The 23,502-nt window shown below is 75.4% G+C and carries 15 protein-coding genes; 12 read left to right on the top strand and 3 right to left on the bottom strand.

The genetic code is table 11. From position 1 onward, the window contains the following. Positions 1-66: 66 nt before the first annotated feature. The 4 genes from FIC82_RS07560 to FIC82_RS07545 all read left to right on the top strand — a co-directional run bounded on the left by FIC82_RS07560 (position 67) and on the right by FIC82_RS07545 (position 8,703). Complete coding sequence (locus tag FIC82_RS07560; RefSeq protein WP_154798136.1) at positions 67-792, top strand: response regulator; 726 nt, start codon at positions 67-69, stop codon at positions 790-792. A 246-nt stretch (positions 793-1,038) separates the two neighbouring features. Continuing rightward, positions 1,039-1,860: an ABC transporter ATP-binding protein gene (locus FIC82_RS07555; protein WP_168731603.1), complete on the top strand. Its 822-nt coding sequence runs from the start codon at positions 1,039-1,041 to the stop codon at positions 1,858-1,860. Then, on the top strand, positions 1,860-4,418 hold the full coding sequence (locus tag FIC82_RS07550; protein WP_154798135.1) for an ABC transporter permease: 2,559 nt from the start codon (positions 1,860-1,862) through the stop codon (positions 4,416-4,418). The genes FIC82_RS07555 and FIC82_RS07550 overlap by 1 nt, the downstream gene beginning before the upstream one ends. 112 nt (positions 4,419-4,530) lie before the next feature. Next, the gene (locus tag FIC82_RS07545) at positions 4,531-8,703 is read left to right on the top strand and encodes an FtsK/SpoIIIE domain-containing protein (RefSeq protein WP_154798134.1); all 4,173 of its coding nucleotides are present in this window, start codon (positions 4,531-4,533) and stop codon (positions 8,701-8,703) included. Positions 8,704-8,741: 38 nt separating this feature from the next. Here FIC82_RS07545 and FIC82_RS07540 read toward each other — a convergent pair whose 3' ends face one another. Beyond that, positions 8,742-9,215 (bottom strand): hypothetical protein, encoded by a 474-nt coding sequence (locus FIC82_RS07540; protein WP_154798133.1) that lies wholly within the window; start codon positions 9,213-9,215, stop codon positions 8,742-8,744. Positions 9,216-9,453: 238 nt separating this feature from the next. Here FIC82_RS07540 and FIC82_RS07535 point away from each other — a divergent pair, with 238 nt between their 5' ends. Beyond that, a complete protein-coding gene (locus FIC82_RS07535; RefSeq protein ID WP_021481972.1) occupies positions 9,454-9,702 on the top strand; it encodes a WhiB family transcriptional regulator in 249 nt (82 codons plus the stop codon). A 186-nt stretch (positions 9,703-9,888) separates the two neighbouring features. Here FIC82_RS07535 and FIC82_RS07530 read toward each other — a convergent pair whose 3' ends face one another. After that, entirely contained in the window at positions 9,889-11,370 is a 1,482-nt protein-coding gene (locus FIC82_RS07530) for a sensor histidine kinase (RefSeq protein WP_154799959.1), read from the bottom strand. Positions 11,371-11,515: 145 nt separating this feature from the next. On the opposite strand from FIC82_RS07530, the gene FIC82_RS07525 reads away from it, so the two are divergent. From FIC82_RS07525 to FIC82_RS07495, 7 genes are all read left to right on the top strand, one after another. Continuing rightward, the gene (locus tag FIC82_RS07525) at positions 11,516-12,016 is read left to right on the top strand and encodes a DUF2505 domain-containing protein (protein ID WP_168731602.1); all 501 of its coding nucleotides are present in this window, start codon (positions 11,516-11,518) and stop codon (positions 12,014-12,016) included. Between the two features lie 263 nt (positions 12,017-12,279). Further along, complete coding sequence (locus tag FIC82_RS07520) at positions 12,280-13,614, top strand: ABC transporter substrate-binding protein (protein ID WP_168731601.1); 1,335 nt, start codon at positions 12,280-12,282, stop codon at positions 13,612-13,614. A 123-nt stretch (positions 13,615-13,737) separates the two neighbouring features. Further along, positions 13,738-14,862, top strand: coding sequence for a carbohydrate ABC transporter permease (locus FIC82_RS07515; protein WP_154798132.1), 1,125 nt, complete (start codon positions 13,738-13,740; stop codon positions 14,860-14,862). Continuing rightward, the gene (locus tag FIC82_RS07510; protein WP_154798131.1) at positions 14,859-15,779 is read left to right on the top strand and encodes a carbohydrate ABC transporter permease; all 921 of its coding nucleotides are present in this window, start codon (positions 14,859-14,861) and stop codon (positions 15,777-15,779) included. The genes FIC82_RS07515 and FIC82_RS07510 overlap by 4 nt, the downstream gene beginning before the upstream one ends. 127 nt (positions 15,780-15,906) lie before the next feature. Further along, entirely contained in the window at positions 15,907-17,442 is a 1,536-nt protein-coding gene (locus tag FIC82_RS07505; RefSeq protein ID WP_154798130.1) for a glycoside hydrolase family 1 protein, read from the top strand. A gap of 55 nt (positions 17,443-17,497) precedes the next feature. Further along, positions 17,498-18,514, top strand: coding sequence for a LacI family DNA-binding transcriptional regulator (locus tag FIC82_RS07500; protein ID WP_154798129.1), 1,017 nt, complete (start codon positions 17,498-17,500; stop codon positions 18,512-18,514). Positions 18,515-18,602: 88 nt separating this feature from the next. Further along, entirely contained in the window at positions 18,603-19,799 is a 1,197-nt protein-coding gene (locus tag FIC82_RS07495; RefSeq protein ID WP_168731600.1) for a DNA glycosylase AlkZ-like family protein, read from the top strand. Positions 19,800-19,862: 63 nt separating this feature from the next. On the opposite strand, the gene FIC82_RS07490 is transcribed toward FIC82_RS07495, so the two are convergent. Continuing rightward, entirely contained in the window at positions 19,863-23,462 is a 3,600-nt protein-coding gene (locus FIC82_RS07490) for a proline dehydrogenase family protein (protein WP_154798128.1), read from the bottom strand. Between the last annotated feature and the right edge of the window lie 40 nt (positions 23,463-23,502).

The following is a 23,502-nucleotide window of genomic DNA, read 5'->3' as shown; positions in this document are numbered from 1 at the left end:
GCGGCCACGACCCCCGACCGCAGCCCCTCACGGCAGCCCCACCCGCAGCCCGACCGACAGGACACCATGACCGACGCCTTCTCCGTCCCCGACCCGCACGAGCCCTTCGAGCCCGTGCGCATCGCGCTCGTCGACGACCAACAGCTCGTGCGCGCCGGCTTCCGGATGGTCATCGACTCGCAGCCGGACCTCACCGTCGCGGTCGAGGCGGGCGACGGGCTGCAGGCGCTGCGCCTCCTCGCGGACCACCCGGTCGACGTCGTGCTCATGGACGTCCGCATGCCGCACCTCGACGGGCTCCAGACGACCGCCCGGCTCACCGCCGCGGCGGCCGACGGCGGGCACGCGCCCAAGGTCATCGTGCTCACGACGTTCGACCTCGACGAGTACGTGCTCGAGGCGATCCGCTCCGGCGCGAGCGGGTTCCTGCTGAAGGACGCGCCGCCCGAGGAGATGCTCGCCGCGATCCGCACGGTGCACCGCGGCGACGCCGTGATCGCGCCGTCCTCGACGCGACGGCTGCTCGAGCACCTGGTCACCGCGCTGCCCGCCGAGCAGGTCGAGGACTCCCCCGCGCACGCCGCCGTCGAGGGCCTCACCGAGCGCGAGCGCGAGGTCCTCGTCCTCATGGCGCGCGGTCGCTCGAACACCGAGATCGCGAGCGACCTGTTCGTCGCGGAGGCGACGGTCAAGACGCACGTCGGCCGCATCCTCGCCAAGCTCGGCGCGCGCGACCGCGTCCAGGCGGTCGTCACGGCCTACGAGACGGGACTGGTCCGCCCCGGCGCGTGACCCCGTCCCCTCGGCGCCCCACCGGTCCACGGACCCGTGGGGCGCCGGTGCGTCCGCCCACCGCGCGGTGCCCCTACGACCAGGGGATGACCCGCGCCGCCCGCAGGACCCGACCGTCGCCGGACGCGGTGGGCGTGGCCCCGTCCGTAGCGTCGTCCACAGTCCCCGGCGCGTGCCTCCCGGCCCGCCGTCGGCCCGCCGCGCGGGGACCGCCGTCCGGCCCGAACACCGACCCAGGAGACGAACGTGGACACGACCGTGTACCGACCCGCCGACCCAGCCCCCGCCGGCCCGCCCGCGGTGCGGGCCCGCTCGCTGCGCAAGACCTACGGCACGGGCGAGGCCGCGGTGCACGCGCTCGACGGCGTCGACGTCGACTTCGAGCGCGGCCACTTCACCGCCATCATGGGCCCGTCGGGCTCGGGCAAGTCGACGCTCATGCACCTGCTCGCGGGCCTAGACACCGCGACGAGCGGGCACGCCTTCATCGGAGACACCGAGGTCACGGGCCTGAACGACAACGCGCTCACGCAGCTGCGCCGCGACCGCGTGGGCTTCGTGTTCCAGTCCTTCAACCTGCTGCCGATGTTCACCGCGGAGCAGAACATCACGCTGCCCGTCGAGCTCGCGGGCGGCAAGGTCGACCGGGAGTGGTTCGGCACGCTCGTGCGCACGCTCGGCCTCGAGGCGCGCCTGAGCCACCGGCCGAGCGAGCTGTCCGGTGGCCAGCAGCAGCGCGTCGCCATCGCGCGCGCCCTCATCGCCGGCCCGGAGGTCGTCTTCGCCGACGAGCCGACGGGCAACCTCGACTCGCGCTCCGGCGCGGAGGTGCTGAGCTTCCTGCGCCGCTCGGTGCGCGAGCTCGGCCGCACGATCATCATGGTCACGCACGACCCGACGGCCGCGGCGTACGCGGACCGCGTGGTGCTCATCGCGGACGGCCGCATCGCGGGCGACATCACCGACCCGACGCCCGAGTCGGTGCTCGCGGGTCTCGACGCGCTGCGCACGCTCGAGGCGCCGGGTGCCGACGCCGCCGGGTCGACCCCGCAGGCGGTGCGCGCCTGATGCTGCGCCTCACCCTGGCGCAGATGCGCCGCAGCCTCGGCCGCCTCGTCGCGGCCGGCGTCGCGATCGTCATCGGGACGGCCTTCGTCACGGCGACGCTCATCGCGGGCGACGTCATGACCCGGACCACGAACGACTCGATCGCCGCGCAGTTCGCGGACGCCGACCTCGTCGTGTCCGCACCGAGCGACCTCACGGCGTCCGACGTCGAGGCCCTGCGCTCCGTCGACGGCGTCGACGCCGTCGACGCGGTCCAGTTCACCTACCTCGACCTGGCGCACGGCGCGAAGCGCGTGTTCCAGCTCGGCGTCCCGGCGCCGTCCGACCCGCGCTTCGAGGCGCTCGACGTCGTCGAGGGCTCGATGCCGACGGCGTCCGGGCAGGTCTCGCTCCCGACCTCGGTGGCCGAGCGGCTGGGCGTCGGGATCGGCGACACGGTGACGAGCTCGCGCAACGTGTGGGACGACTCCGCGCCCGACGGCGGCACGTACGAGGAGGTCCGCGACGAGCTGACCGTCGTCGGCACGACCGACGACCCGTACGGCGCGTACGCCCAGATGGGCGGGGCCGTCGTCGTGACGGCGCAGGACGTCGCCGCGTGGGAGGCCGCGCAGGCGAGCCCCGACGACGCGGAGCGCCTGTACTCGGCGGCGATGGTCGGCCTCGCGCCGGGCACGGACCTCGAGACGGCGCGCGCGGACCTCGTCGCCGCCTCGCCGGACCAGGCCGAGGCCGTGACGCCCGACGAGCACGCCCAGGCGCAGGCCCGCAAGATGACCGGCGACCAGGACGTCTTCACGTACGTGATCCTCTGCTTCGCCGCGGTGGCCCTGCTCGTCGCCGCGCTCGTCATCGCGAACACGTTCCAGGTGCTCGTCGCGCAGCGCACGCGCACGCTCGCCCTCCTGCGCGCGGTCGGCGCGAACCGGTCGCAGCTCGCGCGGTCCGTCCTGTCCGAGGCGACGATCCTCGGCGTCGCCTCGTCCCTCGGCGGCATCCTGCTGGGCAGCCTGCTCACGCAGGTCGCGCTCCTCGTGGCACGCGGTGCCGACCTCGGGGTGCCGATCCCCGCCACCATCGCGGTGACGCCCGCGGTCGTCCTCGTGCCGCTGCTCGTCGGGACCCTCGTGACCGTCGTCGCGTCGTTCGCCCCGGCGCGCGCCGCCACGCGCGTCGCGCCGCTCGAGGCGCTCCGCCCCGCCGACGCGCCGAGCCTCACGCGCGGCGGGGGTCGCGTGCGCCTCGTCGTCGCGAGCCTGCTCACCCTCGGGGGCCTCGCCGTCCTCGGCGGCGGCATCTGGCTCGGCAGCAACGGCAGCGCCGAGGCGGGCCTCCTCGCGGGGGTCGCGGGCGGCGCGCTGTCGTTCGTCGGCGTCCTCGTCGGTGCCGTGTACTGGCTGCCGGGCGTGGTTTCGTTCGTGGGCCGGCTGCTCGCCGGCACCGGCTCGACGGCGCGGCTCGCCACCGCGAACACGCTGCGCAACCCGCGCCGCACCACGGCGACCAGCACCGCGCTGCTCATCGGCGTCACGCTCGTCGCGATGATGTCGACCGGAGCCGCGAGCGCCCGCACGTCCCTCGACGCGGCGCTCGACGACCAGTACCCGGTCGACGTCCTCGTCGCGACGGACGCCTACGGGTCGGCCGAGGACGCGGTGCCGGGCGACGTGGTGCGCGCCGTCTCGGGGACCGAGGGCGTCTCGCGCGTCGTCGAGCTCTCCGGCGTGACGGTCACGCTGCTCGACGGCGCCGAGATGACGATGCACGGGGTCGACCCGGACCAGGCGCGCGCGGTCGTGCGCTCGCCCGACGTGCTCGCCGCGTTCGCGCCGGGCACCGTCATGGTCCCCGCGGGCGACGCCGAGGCCTGGGACGTCGCCGAGGGCGACACGCTGGAGCTCACAGGTCCGGACGGGTCGACGCTCGAGGTGACCGCGCACGTCGGTGCCATCGGGGACGGCTGGCTCCTCGACGCCGACGACGCGAGGACCCTGGCCCCGGACGCCGTCGTGTCGCGGCTGTGGGTCGGGCTCGACGACACGGGCGACGCGACGCAGGTCGTGCCCGCGATCCAGGACGCGATCGTCGAGTCGGACACGCCCGTCGAGGTGGCCGGCATCGCGGTCGAGCGTGCCGCGATGCAGAGCGTCATCGACACGATCCTCGGTGTGATCGTGGGTCTCCTCGCGGTCGCCGTCGTCATCGCCCTCATCGGCGTGGCGAACACGCTGTCGCTCTCGGTCATCGAGCGGCGCCGCGAGTCCGCGACGCTGCGCGCGATCGGCCTGAGCCGGGCACAGCTGCGGTGGATGCTCGCGATCGAGGGCATGCTCATCGCGGGCGTCGGGGCGGTCCTCGGCATCGTGCTCGGAGTCCTGTACGGCTGGGCCGGGGCGGCGACGGCGCTGAGCGTCATGGGCGACGTGTCGCTCGCGGTGCCGTGGCGGGACGTCGCGCTCGTGCTCGTCGTCGCGCTCGTGGCGGGGCTGGTCGCGTCGGTCGTGCCCGGCCGGACGGCCGCACGCACGTCGCCCGTCGCGGCGCTCGCCGTGGACTGAGCCGCTCCTCGCCGGGCCTGACGGCCGACGCGCGCCCCTGTGGACGGACCACCGTCCACAGGGGCGCGCTCGCGCCCGTCGCCGGGGCACCCGCCTCGGGCACGATCGCGGCGTGCCCCTCGCGTCCTCGCTCCACGTCCGCCACGCCGGTCCGCCGCGGGTGCCCTCCGCCGTCCGACACCCGGCCGAGGCGGCGGTGCGCGTCACGGTCCTCCCGGGTGCCGACGTCCTGCTGGGCGTCGGAACCCGCCTCGGAGACGCCCGGGAGACGCTCGCCGAGCTCACGTGCCGGCCCGAGCTGCGGACGGCGCCGCTGGTCGTGGACGGCGTCCCCGTCGACGACGACCAGCGGTGCGGCACGCGCCCGCTGCTCCCCGGCGCCACCGTCGCCGTGGCACGGCCGCGGTCCCGGTCGTCGGCGGTCGAGCAGCCGGTCGGCGACCCGCGCCGCGCCGACGAGGTGCTCGCCGCTCCGCTGCACCTCGCGGTGCACTGCGGTGCCGACTCCGGGCGACTGGTGCCCGTGGCGGCGACCGCCCGCGGCCGGCTCTCGCTGGACGACCTCGACGTCCGGTGGCGCACCGGTCGGCGGGGCCCGCGGGTCCGGGTCCGCGCCCCGCGTGGTACCCGGCGCGTGCCGGACGACGCGGACGTCCCCGTCGCCCGCGCCGCGAGGGCCGGCCGCACGGTCGCACGGTGGCGGCGGACCGTGTGGCGGCCCGGGCAGGTCCTCGTGACCCCGCACGGCGCGTACGCGCTCCGGCCACGCCCCCTCCTCGCGCACGGACCGCGCACCGGCCCGACCGCCCCGACGTCCCGCCGCGACGACCCGGGTCGCCCGAGCGCCGCCCACCTCGCGACCGCGCTCACGCCCGCGGTCGCGTCGCTCGCCCTGGCCGTCACCTTCCGCCAGCCCCTCTACGCGCTGCTCGCCCTCGTCGGCCCGCTGGCGCTCCTCGTCCCGGCGCTCGTGGAGGCGCGCAGGCGACGGGCAGCACGGTCGGCCGCCCACCGGGGCACGGTCGGTCCGGGTCGGATCGGGGACGCCCGGCACGCGGACGACGAGGACGCCCGAGCCCCGGTCGACCCCCTGCGGCCCCGACCCGCGGACGTCCTCACGTGGGCGGCCGTCGCCGTCACCGCACCGGCCACGGGCACGGCCAGGGGGACGCCCCGCTCCCACCCCGTCGCCGCCGACGCGGTCGCCGCACCGGCCGGGACGCCCGCCGCGGCGCGGCTCCCCGACGGGTGCGCCGCCGTCGTCGGCCCGCGGGACCGGGCGCTCGCCGCGGCCCGGGCCGTGCTCGCCGAGCTCCTGGCCTCAGGGGTCGCGCCGACGGTGCACGCGCACGGCCGCGCGCGGGACTGGGCGTGGTGCCGCTGGTTCCCGGGCGCGTCCTGGAGCCCGGCCCTCGACGACGTCCCGGCGCCGCGGTCCGGGAGGGCCGTGCTCGTCGTCGACGGCGCACCGCCCCCGGGCGCCCTCACGCGAGCCTGGGACAGGCTCCGCCCCACCGGCACCGACGTGCTCCTCGTGGTCGACGACGCACGGCAGGTGCCGGCCTGGTGCCGCACGGTGCTCGACGTGACCGGCACGCTCGCCGTCGTCACGGGTCCGGACGGCGCTCGCACCGCGCGCGACCACGTCGGTGTGAGCGACCGATGGGCCACCGGCCTGACGCGACGGCTCGCCGCCGCGGACCACCTCGGTCGGCTCGTCGGGGCGGACCCGGAGGAGCCGGACCCGGGCGACCCGACGTCGCCCGCCCTGCCGGGGGACGTCGCGCTCGGCCACCTGCTCGACGCGCCGTCCGACCCCGACGAGCTCGTCCGCTGGGTCCGGCGGCGCTGGGAGACCGCGGCACGCCGGGACGGGAACGGGCTGCGCGTCGTCCTCGGGGCGGGGCCGGGCGGGGACGCCGTGCCCGTGGACCTGGTCCGTGACGGCCCGCACGTGCTCGTCGCCGGGACGACGGGCGCGGGGAAGTCGGAGCTCCTGCAGACCCTGGTCGTCGGGCTCGCGCTCGGGCGGTCGCCGGACGAGCTGTCGTTCGCGCTGGTCGACTTCAAGGGTGGAGCGTCGTTCGGGGCCTGCGGTGGGCTGCCGCACGTGGTGGGCCAGGTCACCGACCTCGACCCCGGCCTCGCCGGGCGCGCGCTCGCGGGACTGCGGGCCGAGCTGCACCGTCGCGAGCGCGTCCTCGCGACGGTCGGCGCGACGGACGTCGACGACCTGCCGCGAGGACGCCTGCCCCGGCTCGTCGTCGTGGTGGACGAGTTCCGCGCGCTCGCCGACGACCTCCCCGACCTGCTCCCGGGTCTGCTGCGGATCGCCGCCCAGGGCCGCTCGCTGGGCGTGCACCTGGTGCTCGCGACCCAGCGACCCGCCGGAGCGGTCGGTGCGGACGTGCGCGCCAACATCACGTTGCGCCTCGCCCTGCGGGTGGTCGACGCCGCCGACTCGCGGGACGTCGTGGAGTCGCCGCTCGCCGCGCTCGTCCCGGCCTCGACGCCGGGTCGGCTCGTCCTGCGCCGCGGCGCCGAGCCGCCGCTCGCGGTGCAGTGCGCCCGTGCCGGGGCGCCACCGCCGTCGACCGACGCGCTCGTGCGCCTCGCGCCCGCGTGGGGCTCCGGACGAGCACCCGAGCCCGCGCCGGACGACGGCGGTCCGCTGCCGGGGCGGGTCGGGTCGCCCGCCGCGGAGGACCTCGTGCCGTGGTTCGTCGACGCCGCGCGCGAGGCCGCCGGCGGGTCCGCACGACCCCACTCCCCACCTCCGTGGCTGCCTGCGCTCCCGACGTCGGTCCGGGCCGCGGACCTCGCCGACGCACCGGACGACAGCACCGGCGGCGACGGCCTGCCCGTCGCGCTGGGCGACCTGCCCGCGTCGCAGCGCCGCGAGGTCGTGCGCTGGGACCCGCGCGACGGGCACCTCGCGGTGCTGGGCGGCGCCCGGTCGGGCCGCACGACCGCGTTGCGGACGCTCGCACGGGCAGCCCTGGCGCGCGGGTGGACGGTGCACGCCGTCGGGTCGCGGTTCGGCGACCTCGGCAGCCACCCGGCGGCGGGGACCGTGGTCGACCGCACCGACCCTCGACGCCTCGTCCGGCTCCTGCGGCTCCTCGTCGGGCACGACGACGGCCAGGACCGGCCACCGGGCCACGGCGCGGCCGCCGGGCGGGTCCTGGTCCTGGTCGACGACGTCGAGGCCGTCCGTGCCACGCTCGCGGCGGTGGCGAACGGGGCGGGTGCCGACGCGCTCGGGGACGCCCTCGCCGACTCCCCCGCGGCGTTCGTCGTGAGCGGGAGCGGGCCGACGGTCGGCGGGCTCGTGTCGCTCGTCGGCGTGCGGTGCGTGCTGGCGTCGCGCGACCGCCACGACGACGTGTCCCGCGGCGTCCCGACCCCGCTCGCCGGGCAGGGCGGGGCGCCGGGACGGGCCGTGTGGCTCGGGCCCGGCGAGCCGCTCCTGTGCCAGGTCGCGCTCCCCGACGTCGACGGGCCGACACCCGGCGCCCGGGGCCGCGACGCGGCGGGCGCCGGCCCGGCTGCGGCTGTGCCGCCGGGCCGGGTACGGCTGCTCCGGCTCCCCGACCGGGTCCGGTCCGCAGAGCTCGCCGACCCCGCGACGGACACTCGTCCGGGACGCGCCGCGACGGGGGTCGGACCCGGGGCGGACCCCGGTCTGCTCGTGCCCGTCGGGCTCGGGGGCGACGACGCGACGACGGTCTGCCTGGACGTGTCGCGCGGTGCGCTCGTCGCGGGGCCGCCCGGCAGCGGCCGCACGAGCGCGCTGACGCTCCTCGCCCGGCACGTCGCACGCTCCGGGGCGCTCCGCGCGGTCGTGGCTCGCGACGACGCGCTCGCCGCGGTGGCGGCCGGTGCCGGGGCCCACCACGTGGGCCGCTACGCCCCGGCGGAGCTCGGCGCGGTTCTCGACACGATCAGCGGCGCCGGCGCGCCCGGCACGGTCGTGGTCGACGACCTGGACCTCCTCGCCCAGCTCTGCGTGCTCGAGGCGGACCGGCTGGCGACGGCGTGCCGGGACGGACTCGTGCTGCTCGCCTCCGCGACGACGGGCGGCGCCGCGACGGCGCTGCGCGGGGCGCTCGCCGACCTGCGTGGCACCCGCACGGGCATCGTCCTCGCGCCGGGCGAGCGAGGCAGCGGCGAGGTGTTCGGGCACAGGGTCGACCTGCTCGCCGACCCGGGCCGGCCCCGGCCCGGGCGCGGCGTCCTCGTGCGGGGGTCGCGTCTCACCCCCGTGCAGGTCGCGACGCCGTGAGCCCGTCGCGCGGCGCACGAGCCCGGACGCGCCCGCCCTCAGGCGTCGGGGCGGGCGTCCCGGGTCGTCGCCTCGACCACCGGGCGCAGCATGAGCAGGACGAGCACGGCGACGGCGAGCACGAGCGCGACGACGACCCACGGGGTGACCCCGACCTGGAGCGAGCTGACGGCGACCACGGCCTGCAGGATCTGCCAGGTCGCCACGGGCGACCGCGCCCAGCGCCGACCCTGGAGGAGCCCGCGCAGGCTCGCGGCGAGCACCGCGGCGACACCCAGCGCGAAGACGACGAGGAAGGCGCTGACCCCGACGGACTGCGAACCACCGCCGACGAGCTCCACGAGGATGACGGCGGCACCTACCACGAGGGCGAGGACCTCGACGCCGACACCCGCGAGCAGTGCCGTCAGCGCGGGCGGTCGGGACGCGTCGTCGGAGGCACCGCCGGACGCCGCGCCGGGCGTGACGGGTCGGGGCTCGGGCTGGTCCGCGGGCGTCTTGCGAGGGGGCACGATCACCCAGCCTACGCGCCGACCTGCGGCTTCACACCCGTGTGACGAAGACCTCACGATTCATGCGACGGAAACTTTCTCGTAACCCCTTGTGCTGCGCTTCACGAGGTGTGAACCTGGTTCAAGCATCAATCACCCCCGCCTCGAGCCCTGGTCCGGGCAGCCCCCTGCCCGGTGCGCAACGCGACGAGTCATCACCTCGCGACCAGGCTCACCCACAGCCAAGGAGACGACGACCATGGACTGGCGCCACCGCGCAGCATGCCTCGACGAAGACCCCGAGCTCTTCTTCCCGATCGGCAACACGGGGCCCGCGCTCCTGCAGATCGAGGAGGCGAAGGCCGTGTGCCGTCGCTGCGACGTCGTCGACACGTGCCTGAAGTGGGCCATCGAGTCCGGGCAGGACGCAGGCGTCTGGGGCGGCCTCTCCGAGGACGAGCGCCGCGCCCTCAAGCGCCGCACGGCCCGCGCTCGCCGCGCCGGCTGACACCGCTCCGCCTCCGGGCGTCGAGCACCAAGCTCGCCGACACGGGCCGTCACCCTCCGGGTGGCGGCCCGTTCGCGTTCCCCGCCCCTGCCGGGCGACCCGAGGCCCCACGACCTCGACCGCGCGACGCGGGCTCCACGACCGCCCGACGCGCCGACCCGACGCTCCGCGGACGTCGGCGCACCGTCAGCCCTGGCGCGCGCCGTCCCGCAGGACGAGCGCGAGCACGACCTGCGTCCCCCCACCGGGGCGCGGCGACCACTCGATGGTGCCGCCGAGCTCGTTCGTCACGAGCGTGCGCACGATCTGCGTGCCCAGCCCGCTCTTCGCGGCCTTGCCCGCGCGGGCGACGTCACCGTCCGGCATCCCGATGCCGTCGTCGGCGACCACGATGCGCAGGGCCGAGCCCTCGCGCTCGACCGCGACCTCGACGGTCCCCGTGTCCTGCTTCGCGAGCCCGTGCTCGACCGCGTTGGTGACGAGCTCGGTGAGGATCAGCGCGAGCGGCGTCGCGTCCTCCGCGGGCACGAGGCCGAAGCTCCCGGTCCGGACGGTGCGCACGCTCGTGTCGGCGGACGCGACGTCGGCGGCGAGGCGCAGGGCGCGGCCCACCATGTCGTCGAACTCGACCTCCTCGTCGAGCGTCTGCGACAGGCTCTCGTGCACCAGCGCGATCGTCGCGACGCGGCGCATCGCCTCCTCGAGGGCCGCGCGCGCCTCGGGCACGTCCATGCGGCGGGCCTGCAGGCGCAGGAGCGCGGCGACGGTCTGCAGGTTGTTCTTGACGCGGTGGTGGATCTCGCGGATCGTCGCGTCCTTGGTGATGAGCTCGCGCTCGCGGCGCCGCAGCTCGGACACGTCGCGGCACAGCAGGACGGCGCCGATCCGCTGCCCCGACTCGGTGAGCGGCAGCGCACGCAGCGACAGCGCGACGCGCTGCGCCTCGATCTCCGTGCGCCACGGCGCGCGACCCATGACCACGAGCGGGAGCGACTCGTCGACGGGGGTCTGGTGCTCGATGAGGTCGGCGGTCACCTCGGCGAGCGAGCGCCCGACGAGCGGGCCGATGACCCCGAGGCGGTGGAAGCAGCTCAGCGCGTTGGGGCTCGCGTAGAGGACCTCGCCCTCGGAGTTGAGCCGGATGAGGCCGTCACCGACGCGGGGAGCTCCCCGGCGCGGTCCGGTCGCGGCGTTGGGGAACGGGAACTCCCCGCGCGAGATCATCGCGATGAGGTCGTCCGCGGCCTCGACGTAGTTGAGCTCGAGGCGGGAGGGCGTGCGTCCGCTGCCGAGGTTGGTCTGCCGCGCGACGACGGCGATCGCGCGCCCGGCGTGCAGGACGGGGATCGCCTCCTCCCGGACCGCGTACGCGCCGAACCAGCGCGGCTCGCGCGAACGCTGGGAGCGGACCTCGGTGAGCGCGCGCTCGAGCTGCGGGCGCTGCCCCTCGGGGGCGAGCGAGCCCACGATGTCGTCGTAGTGGACGGTCGCGCCGGTCGACGGACGGCACTGCGAGACCGCGACGAAGTTGCCGTCGGACGTGGGGAGCCACAGGACGAGGTCGGCGAACGCGAGGTCGGAGATCACCTGCCAGTCGCCGACGAGCAGGTGCAACCACTCGTTGTCCGCCGGGCTGAGGTCGGCGTGGCGGGAGATGAGGTCACTCATGGCAGACACGGACCCCAGCGTAAGGGGGTCGGACCGGTAGAGTCCCCTCAGCGCCCGCGCGCGCGGTCGCCCGAACCCGCCGACCGGCCCGGCGGCCGACCTGCACGGGTCGGCGGCAGGTCGGCCCGTGGCCCGAGGAGGTCCCGTGCACCTGAGCGTCGAGCTCCGCTACCCCGCCGCCGTCCCCGTGGTCGGCGCGATGCTCGCCGACGAGGAGTTCGTCCGCTGGCGCGCCGCACGCTCGGGTGGTGACGGCGCCCACGTCGAGCAGGTCGACGTCACGGGCGGCGCAGTCGACGGGTTCACGGTGACGGTCCGCCGCACCCTGCCCACCGACCAGATCCCGGCCCACGTCCGGTCCTTCGTCGGGGGCCAGCTCGAGATCCGGCAGGCGGAGGCGTGGGAGCCGGAGCGCGACGGCGAGCGGTCCGGGACCGTCTCGCTCGAGATCACCGGCGCCCCGGTGCGGCTCACGGGCACGGTCACGCTCTCGCCCGACGGCGACGGCACCGTGGAGCGCTACGCGGGCGAGGTGAAGGCCTCGGTGCCGCTGTTCGGTGGCGCGATCGAGCAGGCCGCCGCGGAGGCGGTCCGCGCCGCCCTGGCGGCTGAGGAGGCGGCGGGCCGGGAGTGGCTCGCCCGCTGAGGTCGCGCGCCGACCCTCGCGCGCCCGCGGAGGCGGTCTCGAACCGGTAACGATTTCCGCCGAACCCGACCGATCGGTAGGCGCGAGAAGCGCCCTGACCTGCGGTTATGCATGTGTGGGAGCGCGACCACACTGCGTCGAGGGTGATCGGCGCTTGACACGGGTTCGGCGGGGAAAGCACGATCACTCCGTTGTGTGGAAGCGCTACCACATTGGAGGTGGGAGCGCTGCCACGACCCCGCCCCACCGACAAGGGAGTCACCGTGCTGAGCAGCACCCGTACGACCCGCCGGCCCCGCAAGGCGATCACCGCCGTCGCAGGCCTCGCGGCCATCACCCTCACCCTGACCGCGTGCTCGAGCGGCTCCGGCTCGAACGACGACGAGACGGGCTCCGGCGACGGCGAGAAGATCACGCTGACCGTCGCCACGTTCAACGACTTCGGCTACAGCGACGAGCTCCTCGCCGCGTACACGGAGGAGCACCCGAACGTCACCGTCAAGCAGACCAAGGCGGCGAAGTCCGAGGACGCGCGCACCAACCTCACCACCAAGCTCGCCGCAGGCGGCGAGGGCCTGGCGGACATCGAGGCCATCGAGGTCGACTGGATCCCCGAGCTCGTGCAGTTCCCCGACCTCTTCACCGACCTGGCCGACCCGGAGCTCGACGGCCGCTGGCTGGACTGGAAGGTCCAGCAGGCCACGACGGCGGACGGCAAGCTCATCGGCTACGGCACCGACATCGGCCCGAGCGCGATCTGCTACCGCCAGGACCTCTTCGAGGCCGCCGGCCTGCCGACCGACCCCGCCGAGGTCGCGGAGCTCCTCGGCGGCGAGGACGCGACGTGGGACGACTACTTCGCCGCGGGCAAGACCTTCGTCGAGGCGAGCGACGCGGCCTGGTACGACTCCGCCATGTCGATCTCGCAGGGCATGGTCAACCAGATCGACAACGCCTACGAGGAGTCCGACGGCACGCCCAAGGACCTCGCGACGAACCAGCCGATCATCGACATCTACAACACGGTCGTCGAGCAGTCCACGACCAACGAGCTCTCCGCGGGCCTCGAGCAGTGGACGCCCGACTGGGACGCCGCGTTCCAGAACGACGGCTTCGCGACGATGATCTGCCCGTCCTGGATGACCGGCCCCATCGAGGAGCGCGCCGGCGGCGTCACCGGCTGGAACGTCGCCGACGTCTTCCCCGGCGGCGGTCTCAACTGGGGCGGCTCGTTCCTCACCGTCCCGGCCTCCGGCCCGCACGCCGAGGCGGCCAAGGAGCTCGCCGCGTGGCTGACCGCCCCCGAGCAGCAGACCATCGCGTTCTCGAACGCCGGCACGTTCCCGTCCCAGGTCGAGGTGCAGAGCACGGACGAGGTGAAGTCGACGACCAACGACTTCTTCAACAACGCGCCCGTCGGTGAGATCTTCGCCGCCCGCGCGGCCGGCATCGACAGCGCACCGTTCAAGGGCGCGAACTACTTCGCGATCCACACGACGGTCCAGGACGGCATCAAGCGCGTGGACGTCGAGAAGACCGACGACGCCGCGGCCTCGTGGCAGAAGACGCTCCAGTCCTTCCAGGACCTGGGCCTGTGACCTGACGGGGCCGGGGCGGCACGACCTGCCGCCCCGGCCCCGCTCGCGTCGACCCACCGGGCGCTCCGCCCGCAGCCGCCCCGGCAGCCACCCGGCAGCCACCCAGCAGCCCAGGAATCCCACATGGCCGTCCTCTCGCCCACCCAGCCCACGCCCGGGCTCAGCGGGCCGTCGCCGCGCACGCCGCGCCGCGTCGGCTTCTCCCAGCGCCTGAGCCGCTGGGACGTCAAGGTCTCGCCCTACCTCTACATCTCGCCGTTCTTCATCCTGTTCGCGATCACGGGGCTCTTCCCGCTCGTGTACACCGCCGTGGTGTCGGTCTACGACTGGAACCTGCTCGGTGGGCAGGGCGACTTCGTCGGCCTGCAGAACTACACGGACGTCCTCGCGCAGCCCACGTTCTGGAAGTCGCTGCGCAACACGTTCTCGATCTTCCTGCTCTCCTCCGTGCCGCAGGTCATCGCCGCCATCGCGATCGCCGCGCTGCTCGACCAGAACCTGCGTGCCGCCACGTTCTGGCGCATGGGGGTCCTGCTCCCCTACGTCGTCGCCCCCGTCGCGGTGTCGATGATCTTCGGCCGCCTCTTCGCCGACCAGTACGGCCTCATCAACGAGCTCCTCGGCTTCGTCGGCATCGAGCCGATCCGCTGGCACGCGGACGCGCTCGCGAGCCACGTCGCCATCGCGTCGATGGTGAACTTCCGCTGGACGGGCTACAACGCGCTGATCTTCCTCGCCGCGATGCAGGCCGTGCCGCGCGAGCTGTACGAGGCCGCGATCATCGACGGCGCCGGCCGCGTGCGCCAGTTCTTCTCCGTCACCGTCCCGCAGATCCGCGCGACGATCATCTTCGTGGTCATCACGTCGACCATCGGTGGCCTCCAGATCTTCGACGAGCCGCGCATGTACGACGCGCAGGGCCTCGGCGGCGCCGACCGGCAGTGGATGACCACCGTGCTGTACCTCTACGACGTCGCGTGGGGCAACCAGAAGAACTTCGGCCGCGCGGCCGCGGTCGCCTGGCTGCTGTTCCTCCTCATCCTCGTCATCGGGATGATCAACTTCCTCGTGACCCGGCGGATCGCCACCTCCAACGCCCAGCCGCGCCCGCCGCGGTGGGTCAGACGGCGTCGTGAGACCCAGAAGCGCCTGCGCGCCGAGGGCGCCATGTCCGCCCAGCGCTCCGCCGCCGGGGACCAGGCGTCCGCACCGACCGCCGCCCGCACGACCGACCGGAGGAAGCGATGAGCTCCGTCCCCGTCATCGCCCAGACCGCCGGCCCGGGCGCGGCCCGCGCCGCCGCCCGACGCCGTGGTGCCGGCAAGAACGTCGGCGGTACCCAGCGCCGCCCCCGCTGGGTCACCTACACGATCCTCGGGGTCGTCCTGCTGGTCTCGATCTTCCCGCTGTACTTCACGCTGATCCTGGGGTCCTCCACGCCGGAGGAGATCTCGCGGAGCGCGCTGCCGCAGCTCCTGCCGGACGCGAGCCTGTTCGACCGGTTCGCCGAGGTCATGAACTCCGACGCGATCAACTTCTGGAAGGCCGCCTGGAACTCGGTGGTCGTCGCGGTGCTCACGTCGCTGTCCGTCGTGCTCTTCTCGACGCTCGCCGGCTTCTCGTTCGCCAAGCTCCGGTTCCGCGGCCGCGGGCCGCTGCTCGTGTTCGTCATCGCGACGATGGCGGTACCGACGCAGCTGGGCGTCATCCCGATGTACATCCTCATGTCGGACCTCGGGTGGATCGGCAAGCTCCAGGCCGTCATCGTGCCGGCGCTCGTCACCGCGTTCGGCGTGTTTTGGATGACGCAGTACCTCGGCGAGGCGCTGCCCTACGAGCTCATCGAGGCGGCCCGCGTCGACGGCGCGTCGATGTTCCGCACGTTCTGGTCCATCGCGCTCCCCGCGGCGCGCCCTGCCGCCGCGATGCTCGGTCTGTTCACCTTCGTGCAGCAGTGGACGAACTTCTTCTGGCCGTCGATCGTGCTCAACCAGAACAACCCGACGTTGCCGCTGGTCGTCCGGTCCCTCCAGGCGAACTTCTTCGTCGACTACTCGCTCGTCATGGCGGGGATCTTCCTGGTGACCCTGCCGCTGATCGTCATCTTCATCTTCACCGGCCGCCAGCTCGTGGCGGGCATCATGCAGGGCGCCGTCAAGGGCTGACGCCCGGCGCCACCGCGCGGCCGCGCACCACCCCGGTGCGCGACGCCCGCGCGGCAGACCGTCGCGCGGGCGGGCCCACCGGCCCGCCCGCGCGCCAATCCTCGACCTCTCGAAGGACAATCGACCCATGACCAGCTTCGTCCCGTCCGCGCCCCTCCTCCCGAACCCGGCGACCGCGACCGGACGCGTCGAGATGCCCCCGGGCTTCCTCTGGGGGGCCGCGACCGCCGCGTTCCAGATCGAGGGCGCGGGGCACACCGACGGCCGTACGGACTCGGTGTGGGACGCGTTCGCCCGCGTCCCGGGCGCTGTCGTGAACGGAGACGACGGCATGGTCGCGTGCGACCACTACCACCGGTACCGCGAGGACGTCGCGCTCATGCGCGAGCTCAACCTCGGCACGTACCGGTTCTCGACGTCGTGGGCGCGCGTCCGGCCCGACGGCGGCGCGCCCAACCCGGCGGGCATCGCCTTCTACGACCGCCTCGTCGACGAGCTGCTCGGCGCGGACATCCTGCCGTGGCTGACCCTGTACCACTGGGACCTGCCGCAGGCGCTCGAGGAGAAGGGCGGCTGGACCTCGCGCGACACGGCCTACCTCTTCGCCGAGTACGCCGTGACGATGCACGAGGCGCTCGGCGACCGCGTGGGCGTCTGGACGACGCTCAACGAGCCGTGGTGCTCGGCCTTCCTCGGCTACACGGCGGGCGTGCACGCGCCCGGCCGCCAGTCGCGCGAGGACGGTCTCGCCGCGGCGCACCACCTCCTGCTCGGCCACGGCCTCGCCGTCCAGGCGCTGCGCGAGCGCGCGCCGGAGGCGAACCTCGGCCTCACGCTGAACTTCACGGTCTCCGACCCGGTCGACCCGCAGGACCCGGCCGACGTCGACGCCGCGCGCCGCATCGACGGGCAGTTCAACCGGATCTTCCTCGACCCCGTCTTCCACGGCGAGTACCCCGCGGACGTCCTGGAGGACGTCGCGCCCTACGGGCTGCTCGACCACGTCAAGGACGGCGACCTCGAGATCATCTCCACGCCGATCGACACGCTCGGGGTGAACTACTACAACGGCGGCGCCGTGTCGGGGCACCCGCTGCCCGCGACCGAGGCCGGCGGCGGGACGCGCCCCGAGGGCGTGCGCGACGAGCCCGCGGACGACGCGCCGGTGCGCTCGACGGCGTCCCCCTTCCCGGCCGCGGACGACGCGCACGACCGCTCGCGCGGCCTGCCCCGCACGGACATGGGCTGGGAGGTGCAGCCCGAGGGGCTGACGCGCCTGCTCACGCGCCTCCAGCAGGACTTCACCGGCCCGCGCGGCGTGGCGATGTACATCACCGAGAACGGCGCGGCCTACCCCGACCAGGTGGCCGAGGACGGCGCGGTGGACGACCAGGACCGGCTCGAGTTCCTCGACGCGCACCTGCGCGCGACGCGCGACGCGATCGACGCCGGCGCGGACGTGCGCGGGTACTTCGCGTGGTCGCTCCTCGACAACTTCGAGTGGGCGCTCGGGTACACCAAGCGGTTCGGCATCGTCCGCGTCGACTACGAGACGCAGGAGCGCACGGTCAAGGCGAGCGGCGCCTGGTACGCGCAGGTCGCGCGCGACAACGCCGTCCCCGCGCGCGACGCGTCCGCCGCGGACACCGCCGCCGGGGAGTGACGACACGGTGAGCGGGGCGGTGCGGTCGGGCGAGCGCGCGCGGGATACTGTCCTGATGAACAGCCTGCGCTCCGCGCCGACCCTGGACGAGGTGGCCCAGACGGCGGGTGTCTCGCGCTCGACCGCGTCGCGCGCGATCAACGGCGGCCTGCGCGTGTCGCCCGAGGCCCAGGCGGCCGTCGACGCCGCCGTCGCCCAGCTCGGCTACACGCCCAACCGCGCCGCCCGCTCCCTCGTGACCCGCCGCACCGACTCGATCGCCCTCGTAGTCCCCGAGCCGGACGAGCGCATCCTCACCGACCCGTTCCTCGCGGGCACGATGCGCGGCGTCAGCGCTGCGCTCGGCGGCACGGACCTCCAGCTCGTGCTGCTGTTCGCACGGCCCGACGAGCAGCCGGGGCGCATCGTGCGGTACCTGAGCAGCGGGCACGTGGACGGCGCGATCGTCGCGTCGCACCACCGCGACGACGAGCTCGAGGAGGCGCTGCTCGCCGCCCGGCTGCCCGCGGTGTTCGTCGGGCGACCGTTCCGCCCGACGCCCGACCTGCTCTACGTCGACGTCGACAACGTCGAGGGCGGCCGCCTGGCCGCGCGCCGGCTCGTCGAGGCGGGGCGGAAGCGCATCGCGACGATCGCCGGCCCGCAGGACATGACGGCCGGCGTCGACCGGCTCACGGGCTGGCGCGAGGTGCTCCAGGGTGCCGGTCTGCCCGACGACGCGGTCGAGATCGGCGACTTCGCCGTCGCGGGCGGCGCCGTGGCGATGGAACGCATCCTCGCGACGCACCCCGACGTCGACGGACTGTTCGTCGCCTCCGACCTCATGGCGGAGGGCGCGCTGCGCGTCCTCGCGGCGCACGGTCGCGAGGTGCCGCGCGACGTGTCCGTCGTCGGCTTCGACAATCTCGCGACCGCCGCGTCAACGGTCCCGCCGCTCACCACGGTCCAGAACCCCATGGTCGAGATGGTCCGTGGCGCGACGGACCTCCTGCTCGACCTCGTCGGTGGACGCGGGGACGAGATCGCGTCGCACGTGCTCGCGCCGGAGCTCGTCGAGCGCGACTCGGTCTGACGCTCCCGGCGCCGAGGCGCGTCGGGAGCGGCGTCGGCGGGCCGGGCGGACCCGGCTCAGGGTGGGTGGTCGCCCGTAGCCTGAGGTCGTGGACCCGACCCCGGCCTCCGTCACGATCTCGCGCGCCGACGTGCTCGCGGCCCGCTGGCACGCCCAGCAGCTCGACCGGGCGCCAGGCTCGGCCGCCTCGCCCGTCGACGTCGCGGCGCTCGACCTGGGCGTGCAGGACACGGGGCCCGACGGCGCCGCCTGGGCGCTCGCGCTCCGCGGCGCCCCGGACGTGCGGCCGGGCAGCCTGCCGCCGGACCTCGCCCTCGCCTGGACGCTGCGGGGCGCGCCGCACGTCTACCGCCGCGTGGACCTGGGCGACGTCGCGGTCGCGACCGCCCCGTTCTCGGAGGCCGACGCCGCCAAGCGCGTCTTCGACGCGAGCCGGCCCCTGCGCGCTGCGGGCGTCGCGGTGCTCGACGCGCTGCGCACCGAGGCGCGGCTCGAGCGCGAGCTCGTCGACGCGCCCACGGTCAAGGGCGACCTCTCGACGCGGGTGACGGAGCGCCTCGACGAGCCCTACCTGCGCTGGTGCCGCCCGTGCGGCGCGACGCACAGCTACGAGCAGACGTTCCGGCTCGCGGCGCTCCAGGCCGGCCTCGAGCTCGAGCCGGGGACGTCGCCACCGGTCCTGCGACGGATCCCGGACCTCGAACCGCCGCTGTACGCCCGGCTCGGGTCCGAGGCCGTGCCGCGCCTCGACGTCGTGCGCGGCTACCTGCGCTTCTTCCCCGCGGCGAGCGTCCAGGACGTCGCCGGGTTCCTCGACGCCCCGGTCAAGGAGGTGCGGACCCACTGGCCCGAGCATGCGGTACGTGCCGAGGTCGCCGACGCCGACCCGGGTGCGCGCCCGGCCGAGCGCTGGGTCCTGGCCGACGACGTCGAGCGGCTCGTCGGCGCCGCGGCGCGGCTCCGCGACGCGCGCGCGGCGGGCGAGCCCGTCGTCCGGCTCGTCGGCCCCTACGACCTCTCCCTCCAGCTCCGCGACCGCGTCACGCTCGTCCCGGACGCGTCCCGCGCCAAGGACCTCTGGCGTGTGCTCGGCCGGCCCGGGGCCGTGCTCGCGGACGGTGAGGTCGTCGGGACGTGGCGGCCCCGCGCGTCGGGCCGACGGCTCACCGTCCTCACGGACCCGTGGGTCCCGTGGGACGCGCGCCTCACGGACGCCGTCGCCGAGCAGGCGGAACGCCTGCGCGGCTTCCGCGACGCGGCCTCCGTCACCGTCGCCCCGCGGTAGCGCCTGTTCCACCGCGGGAGCGACCCGTCCTGGCCGGGCCTCTCCCGCGGTGGCGACGCGGGCTCAGTGCTTGACGTGGCCGTACCGGTGCGTGGTGCGGCTGACCGCCTGCTCGTGCAGCACCGTGAGGAGCTCGCGGCGTCCGCTCGCGACGACCGGGTGGTCCAGGACGGTCACGTCGCCGACGCGCTCGGCGGCGGCCTCGTGCAGGCCCGGCGCCGACCCGACCACGCGGACGCGTCCCCGGACAGCACCCGACGCGACGCGTCGCGCGAAGTCGCCGTCGCTCACCGCCGCGTCGCCGGCCGACGGCACGACCACCGCCGGCACGCCCGCCGTCCGCGCGGCGTGCAGCACGCGCTCGACCTCGACCGGCAGCGCGTCGGTCCCGACGCGCACGGTGAGCACGTCGACCGGGCGGTAGCGGAACACGTTCGACTCGACGTGCAGGCCCGAGGGGTCGTGGCCGACGGAGAACTCTCGCTGCCACCACCGCGCGTCGTCGGCCTGCGCCCACGCGAGCCACGCCTCGGGCGAGGCCTCGCGCGCGGGCGGTGCCGCGTCGGGCGTGGCGGTCCCGGAGGCAGGGGTGCCCGACGACGTGACGGCGCCACTATCAGTGCCCTCGCCCGGCGCGTCGGCCCAGCGGCCGAGCTGCGCGACGTAGTTCGGCCCGCCTGCCTTGGCGCCCGGCCCGACGGCCGACTGCTTCCAGCCGCCGAACGACTGCCGCTGCACGATCGCCCCGGTGATGTGCCGGTTGACGTACGCGTTGCCCACCTGGACGGCGTCGAGCCAGCGCGCGACCTCGGCGTCGTCGAGGCTGTGGATGCCGCCCGTGAGCCCGAACGGGACGGCGTTCTGGAGCGCGATCGCCTCGTCGAGCGTCGCGGCCGTCATGATCCCGAGGACGGGACCGAAGTACTCGGTGAGGTGGAACGGCGATCCGGGCGCGACGCCCTCCTTGAGGCCGGGCGTCCAGAGGCGGCCCTCCAGGTCCGGCCCGCCGTCCCGCTGCCGCGGCCGCACGAGCCACGACTCCCCCGGATCCAGGGTCGTCAGCGCGTACAGCAGCTTGCCCGAGGCAGGCTCGGTGAGCGGGCCCATGGTCGTCGAGACGTCGGTGGCCGGGCCGACGGCGAGCGAGCGCACCGCGTCCACGAGCTGGCGCCGCACGCGGCGCCCCGTCTCGGTCCGCGGGTCGCCCGCCGACCCCACGAGGATCGCGAGCGACGCGGCCGAGCACTTCTGCCCCGCGTGCCCGAACGCCGAGCGCACGAGGTCCGCGACGGCGAGGTCGAGGTCCGCCGACGGCGTGATGACGAGCGAGTTCTTGCCCGACGTCTCCGCGAGCACGGGCCGGGACGGCTTCCACCGCGCGAAGAGCTGCGCGGTCTCGATCGAGCCCGTGAGCACGACGCGCGCGACGTCGTCGTGCGTGACGAGGCGCGTCCCGAGCTCGTCGTCGGGGACGCGGACGTACTGCACGACGTCGGTGACCGAGCCCGCGTCCAGCCCGGCGAATTCCCCCGGCGCGGCCGCGACGGCGTCACGCAGGCCCGCGTGGATCGCCTCGACGGCGACCTCGAGGCAGCGCGGCGTCGGGGGCGCGGGCTTGGCGAGCACCGCGGACCCGGCCGCGAGCGCCGCGAGGACCCCGCCGACGGGGATCGCGACGGGGAAGTTCCACGGCGGGGTGACGAGCGTGACGCCGTCGGGCGTGAAGCGTGCCCCGGTGACGCGGTCCAGGTCCTCGGCGGAGCGCGCGTAGTAGGTCGCGAAGTCGACGGCCTCGCTCACCTCGGGGTCGGCCTCGGCGACGGTCTTGCCCGGCTCGTGCACCATCGCGGCGACGAGGTCGGTGCGCGCCTCCTCGAGCCGCCGGGCGACGGCGCGCAGCGCGGCGGCCCGGGCAGCCGGGGCGACCCGCGACCACGCCGCGGTCGCGCGCACGGCGGTCGCGACGGCGTCGTCCACCTGCGCGGCGGACGTGAGCTCGGCCGAGCGGACGGGGACGAACCCGGAGTCCGGGCCGGTGACGTGTCGCGCCCAGTCGCGCGACGCCGCGACGGCGGGGTCGGTGTCGGCGGCGTTCGCAAACCCGGTGCCGAACCCGGGACCTGTCCCCACGACGGTCGCCTCGTCGGGAGCGACCCCGGGCTCGACGGCGGGGCGGGGAAGGCGGCGGGGGGTCACGTCGGCTTCCGTGTAGTGGACGCCGTGGCGCACGGACGCGCGGAACGCGGCCTCCTGACGCTCCATGGGGCTGCCCGCGGGCGACCCGTCGGGCGCGAACATGGCGTGCAGGAAGTTCTGCTCGGCGGCGTTCTCCTCGAGGCGGCGCACCAGGTAAGAGATCGCGACGTCGAAGTCCTCGTCGCGCACGACGGGCGTGTACAGCACGACCCGCCCGCCCCGCCCCGCGTGCGGGCCGCTCTCGACGCGGTCGGCCGCGACCTCGTCGCGCACGGCGCGCGCCTCGCCGGGGGCCATGCCCTGCAGCATCTCGACGTCGAGCGCGTGGCTCACGCCGCGGGCCCGGCCGAGGAGCACGGCGAGCGCGACGTGGAAGAGGTTGTGGCTCGCGACGCCGATGCGGACGGCGTCGGTCCGCGGCGCGCGCAGGGCGTGGTCGAGGAGGCGGACGTAGTTCGCGTCGACGTCGGGCTTCGTGGGGTAGGGCGCCTGCGGCCAGCCGTGCAGCTCGGCCTCGACGGCCTCCATCGCGAGGTTCGCGCCCTTGACGAGGCGTACCTTGACGGGCGCTCCCCCGGCCGCGACACGCTCGGTCGCGAAGCGCGTGAGCCCGCCGAGCGCGCCGAGCGCGTCCGGCAGGTACGCCTGGAGCACGATCCCGGCCTCGAGGTCGTGCAGGTCGTCGTGCGCGAGGATCTCGCGGAACACCGCGGTCGTCAGGGCGAGGTCCTTGTACTCCTCCATGTCGAGGTTGAGGAACACCCCGTGGTCGCGCGCGGCCCGGTACAGCGGCAGCAGCCGCTCGACGACGCGCTCGCACGACCCGTCGAGGTCCCACGTGACGAGCTGCGACGCGACGGACGACACCTTGACCGACACGTAGTCGACGTCGGGCCGCCGCACGAGCGCGAGCGTGCGCTCGAGCCGCGCGTCCGCCTCGGACTCGCCGAGCACGGCCTCGCCGAGCAGGTTGACGTTGAGCGCGTAGCCCTCCGCCCGGGTCCGGGCGAGGTGCGGGCCGAGGCCGCGACCGGCGTCGGCCACGAGGTGACCCACGAGCTGGCGCAGCCGCACGCGCGCGGCGGGCACGACGACGCGCGGCAGCACGGGAGCGACGCCCGCCCCGACGCGCAGCAGCGTCCGGTCGACCGGCCCGAGGAACGAGCCTGCGCTCCCGGCGAGCTCGCCGAGGCGACCGAGCGCCCGCGCGGCGACGTGCACGTCCTGGGGGCGCGCGACGTCGTCGACGAACCGGACCGCGAGCTCGAGGCCCGCGGGGTCGGAGACGAGCGCGCCGAGCCGCTCGGCGGTCCTCCGGGCGCGCGCGTCACCCGCACCTTCGCTGGCTGCGAGCCAGCGGCCGGCCAGGGCGACGGCCTCCTCGACGAGGTCCTCCGGGGAGGTGAGGGTCGTTCCGCCGACGGCTCCGGGGGTGGGGAGCGGCCGGGCGGGCGCGTCGTTGCTCATCCCTCCAGGGTGCCTCGGGTCGCCGTGACTCGTCTTGTAC

It is taken from the genome of Cellulosimicrobium protaetiae (assembly GCF_009708005.2).
Classification (GTDB): Bacteria; Actinomycetota; Actinomycetes; order Actinomycetales; family Cellulomonadaceae; genus Cellulosimicrobium; species Cellulosimicrobium protaetiae.
Note: the sequence above shows the minus strand (reverse complement) of the source record. Positions and strands in the feature narration are given on the sequence as shown.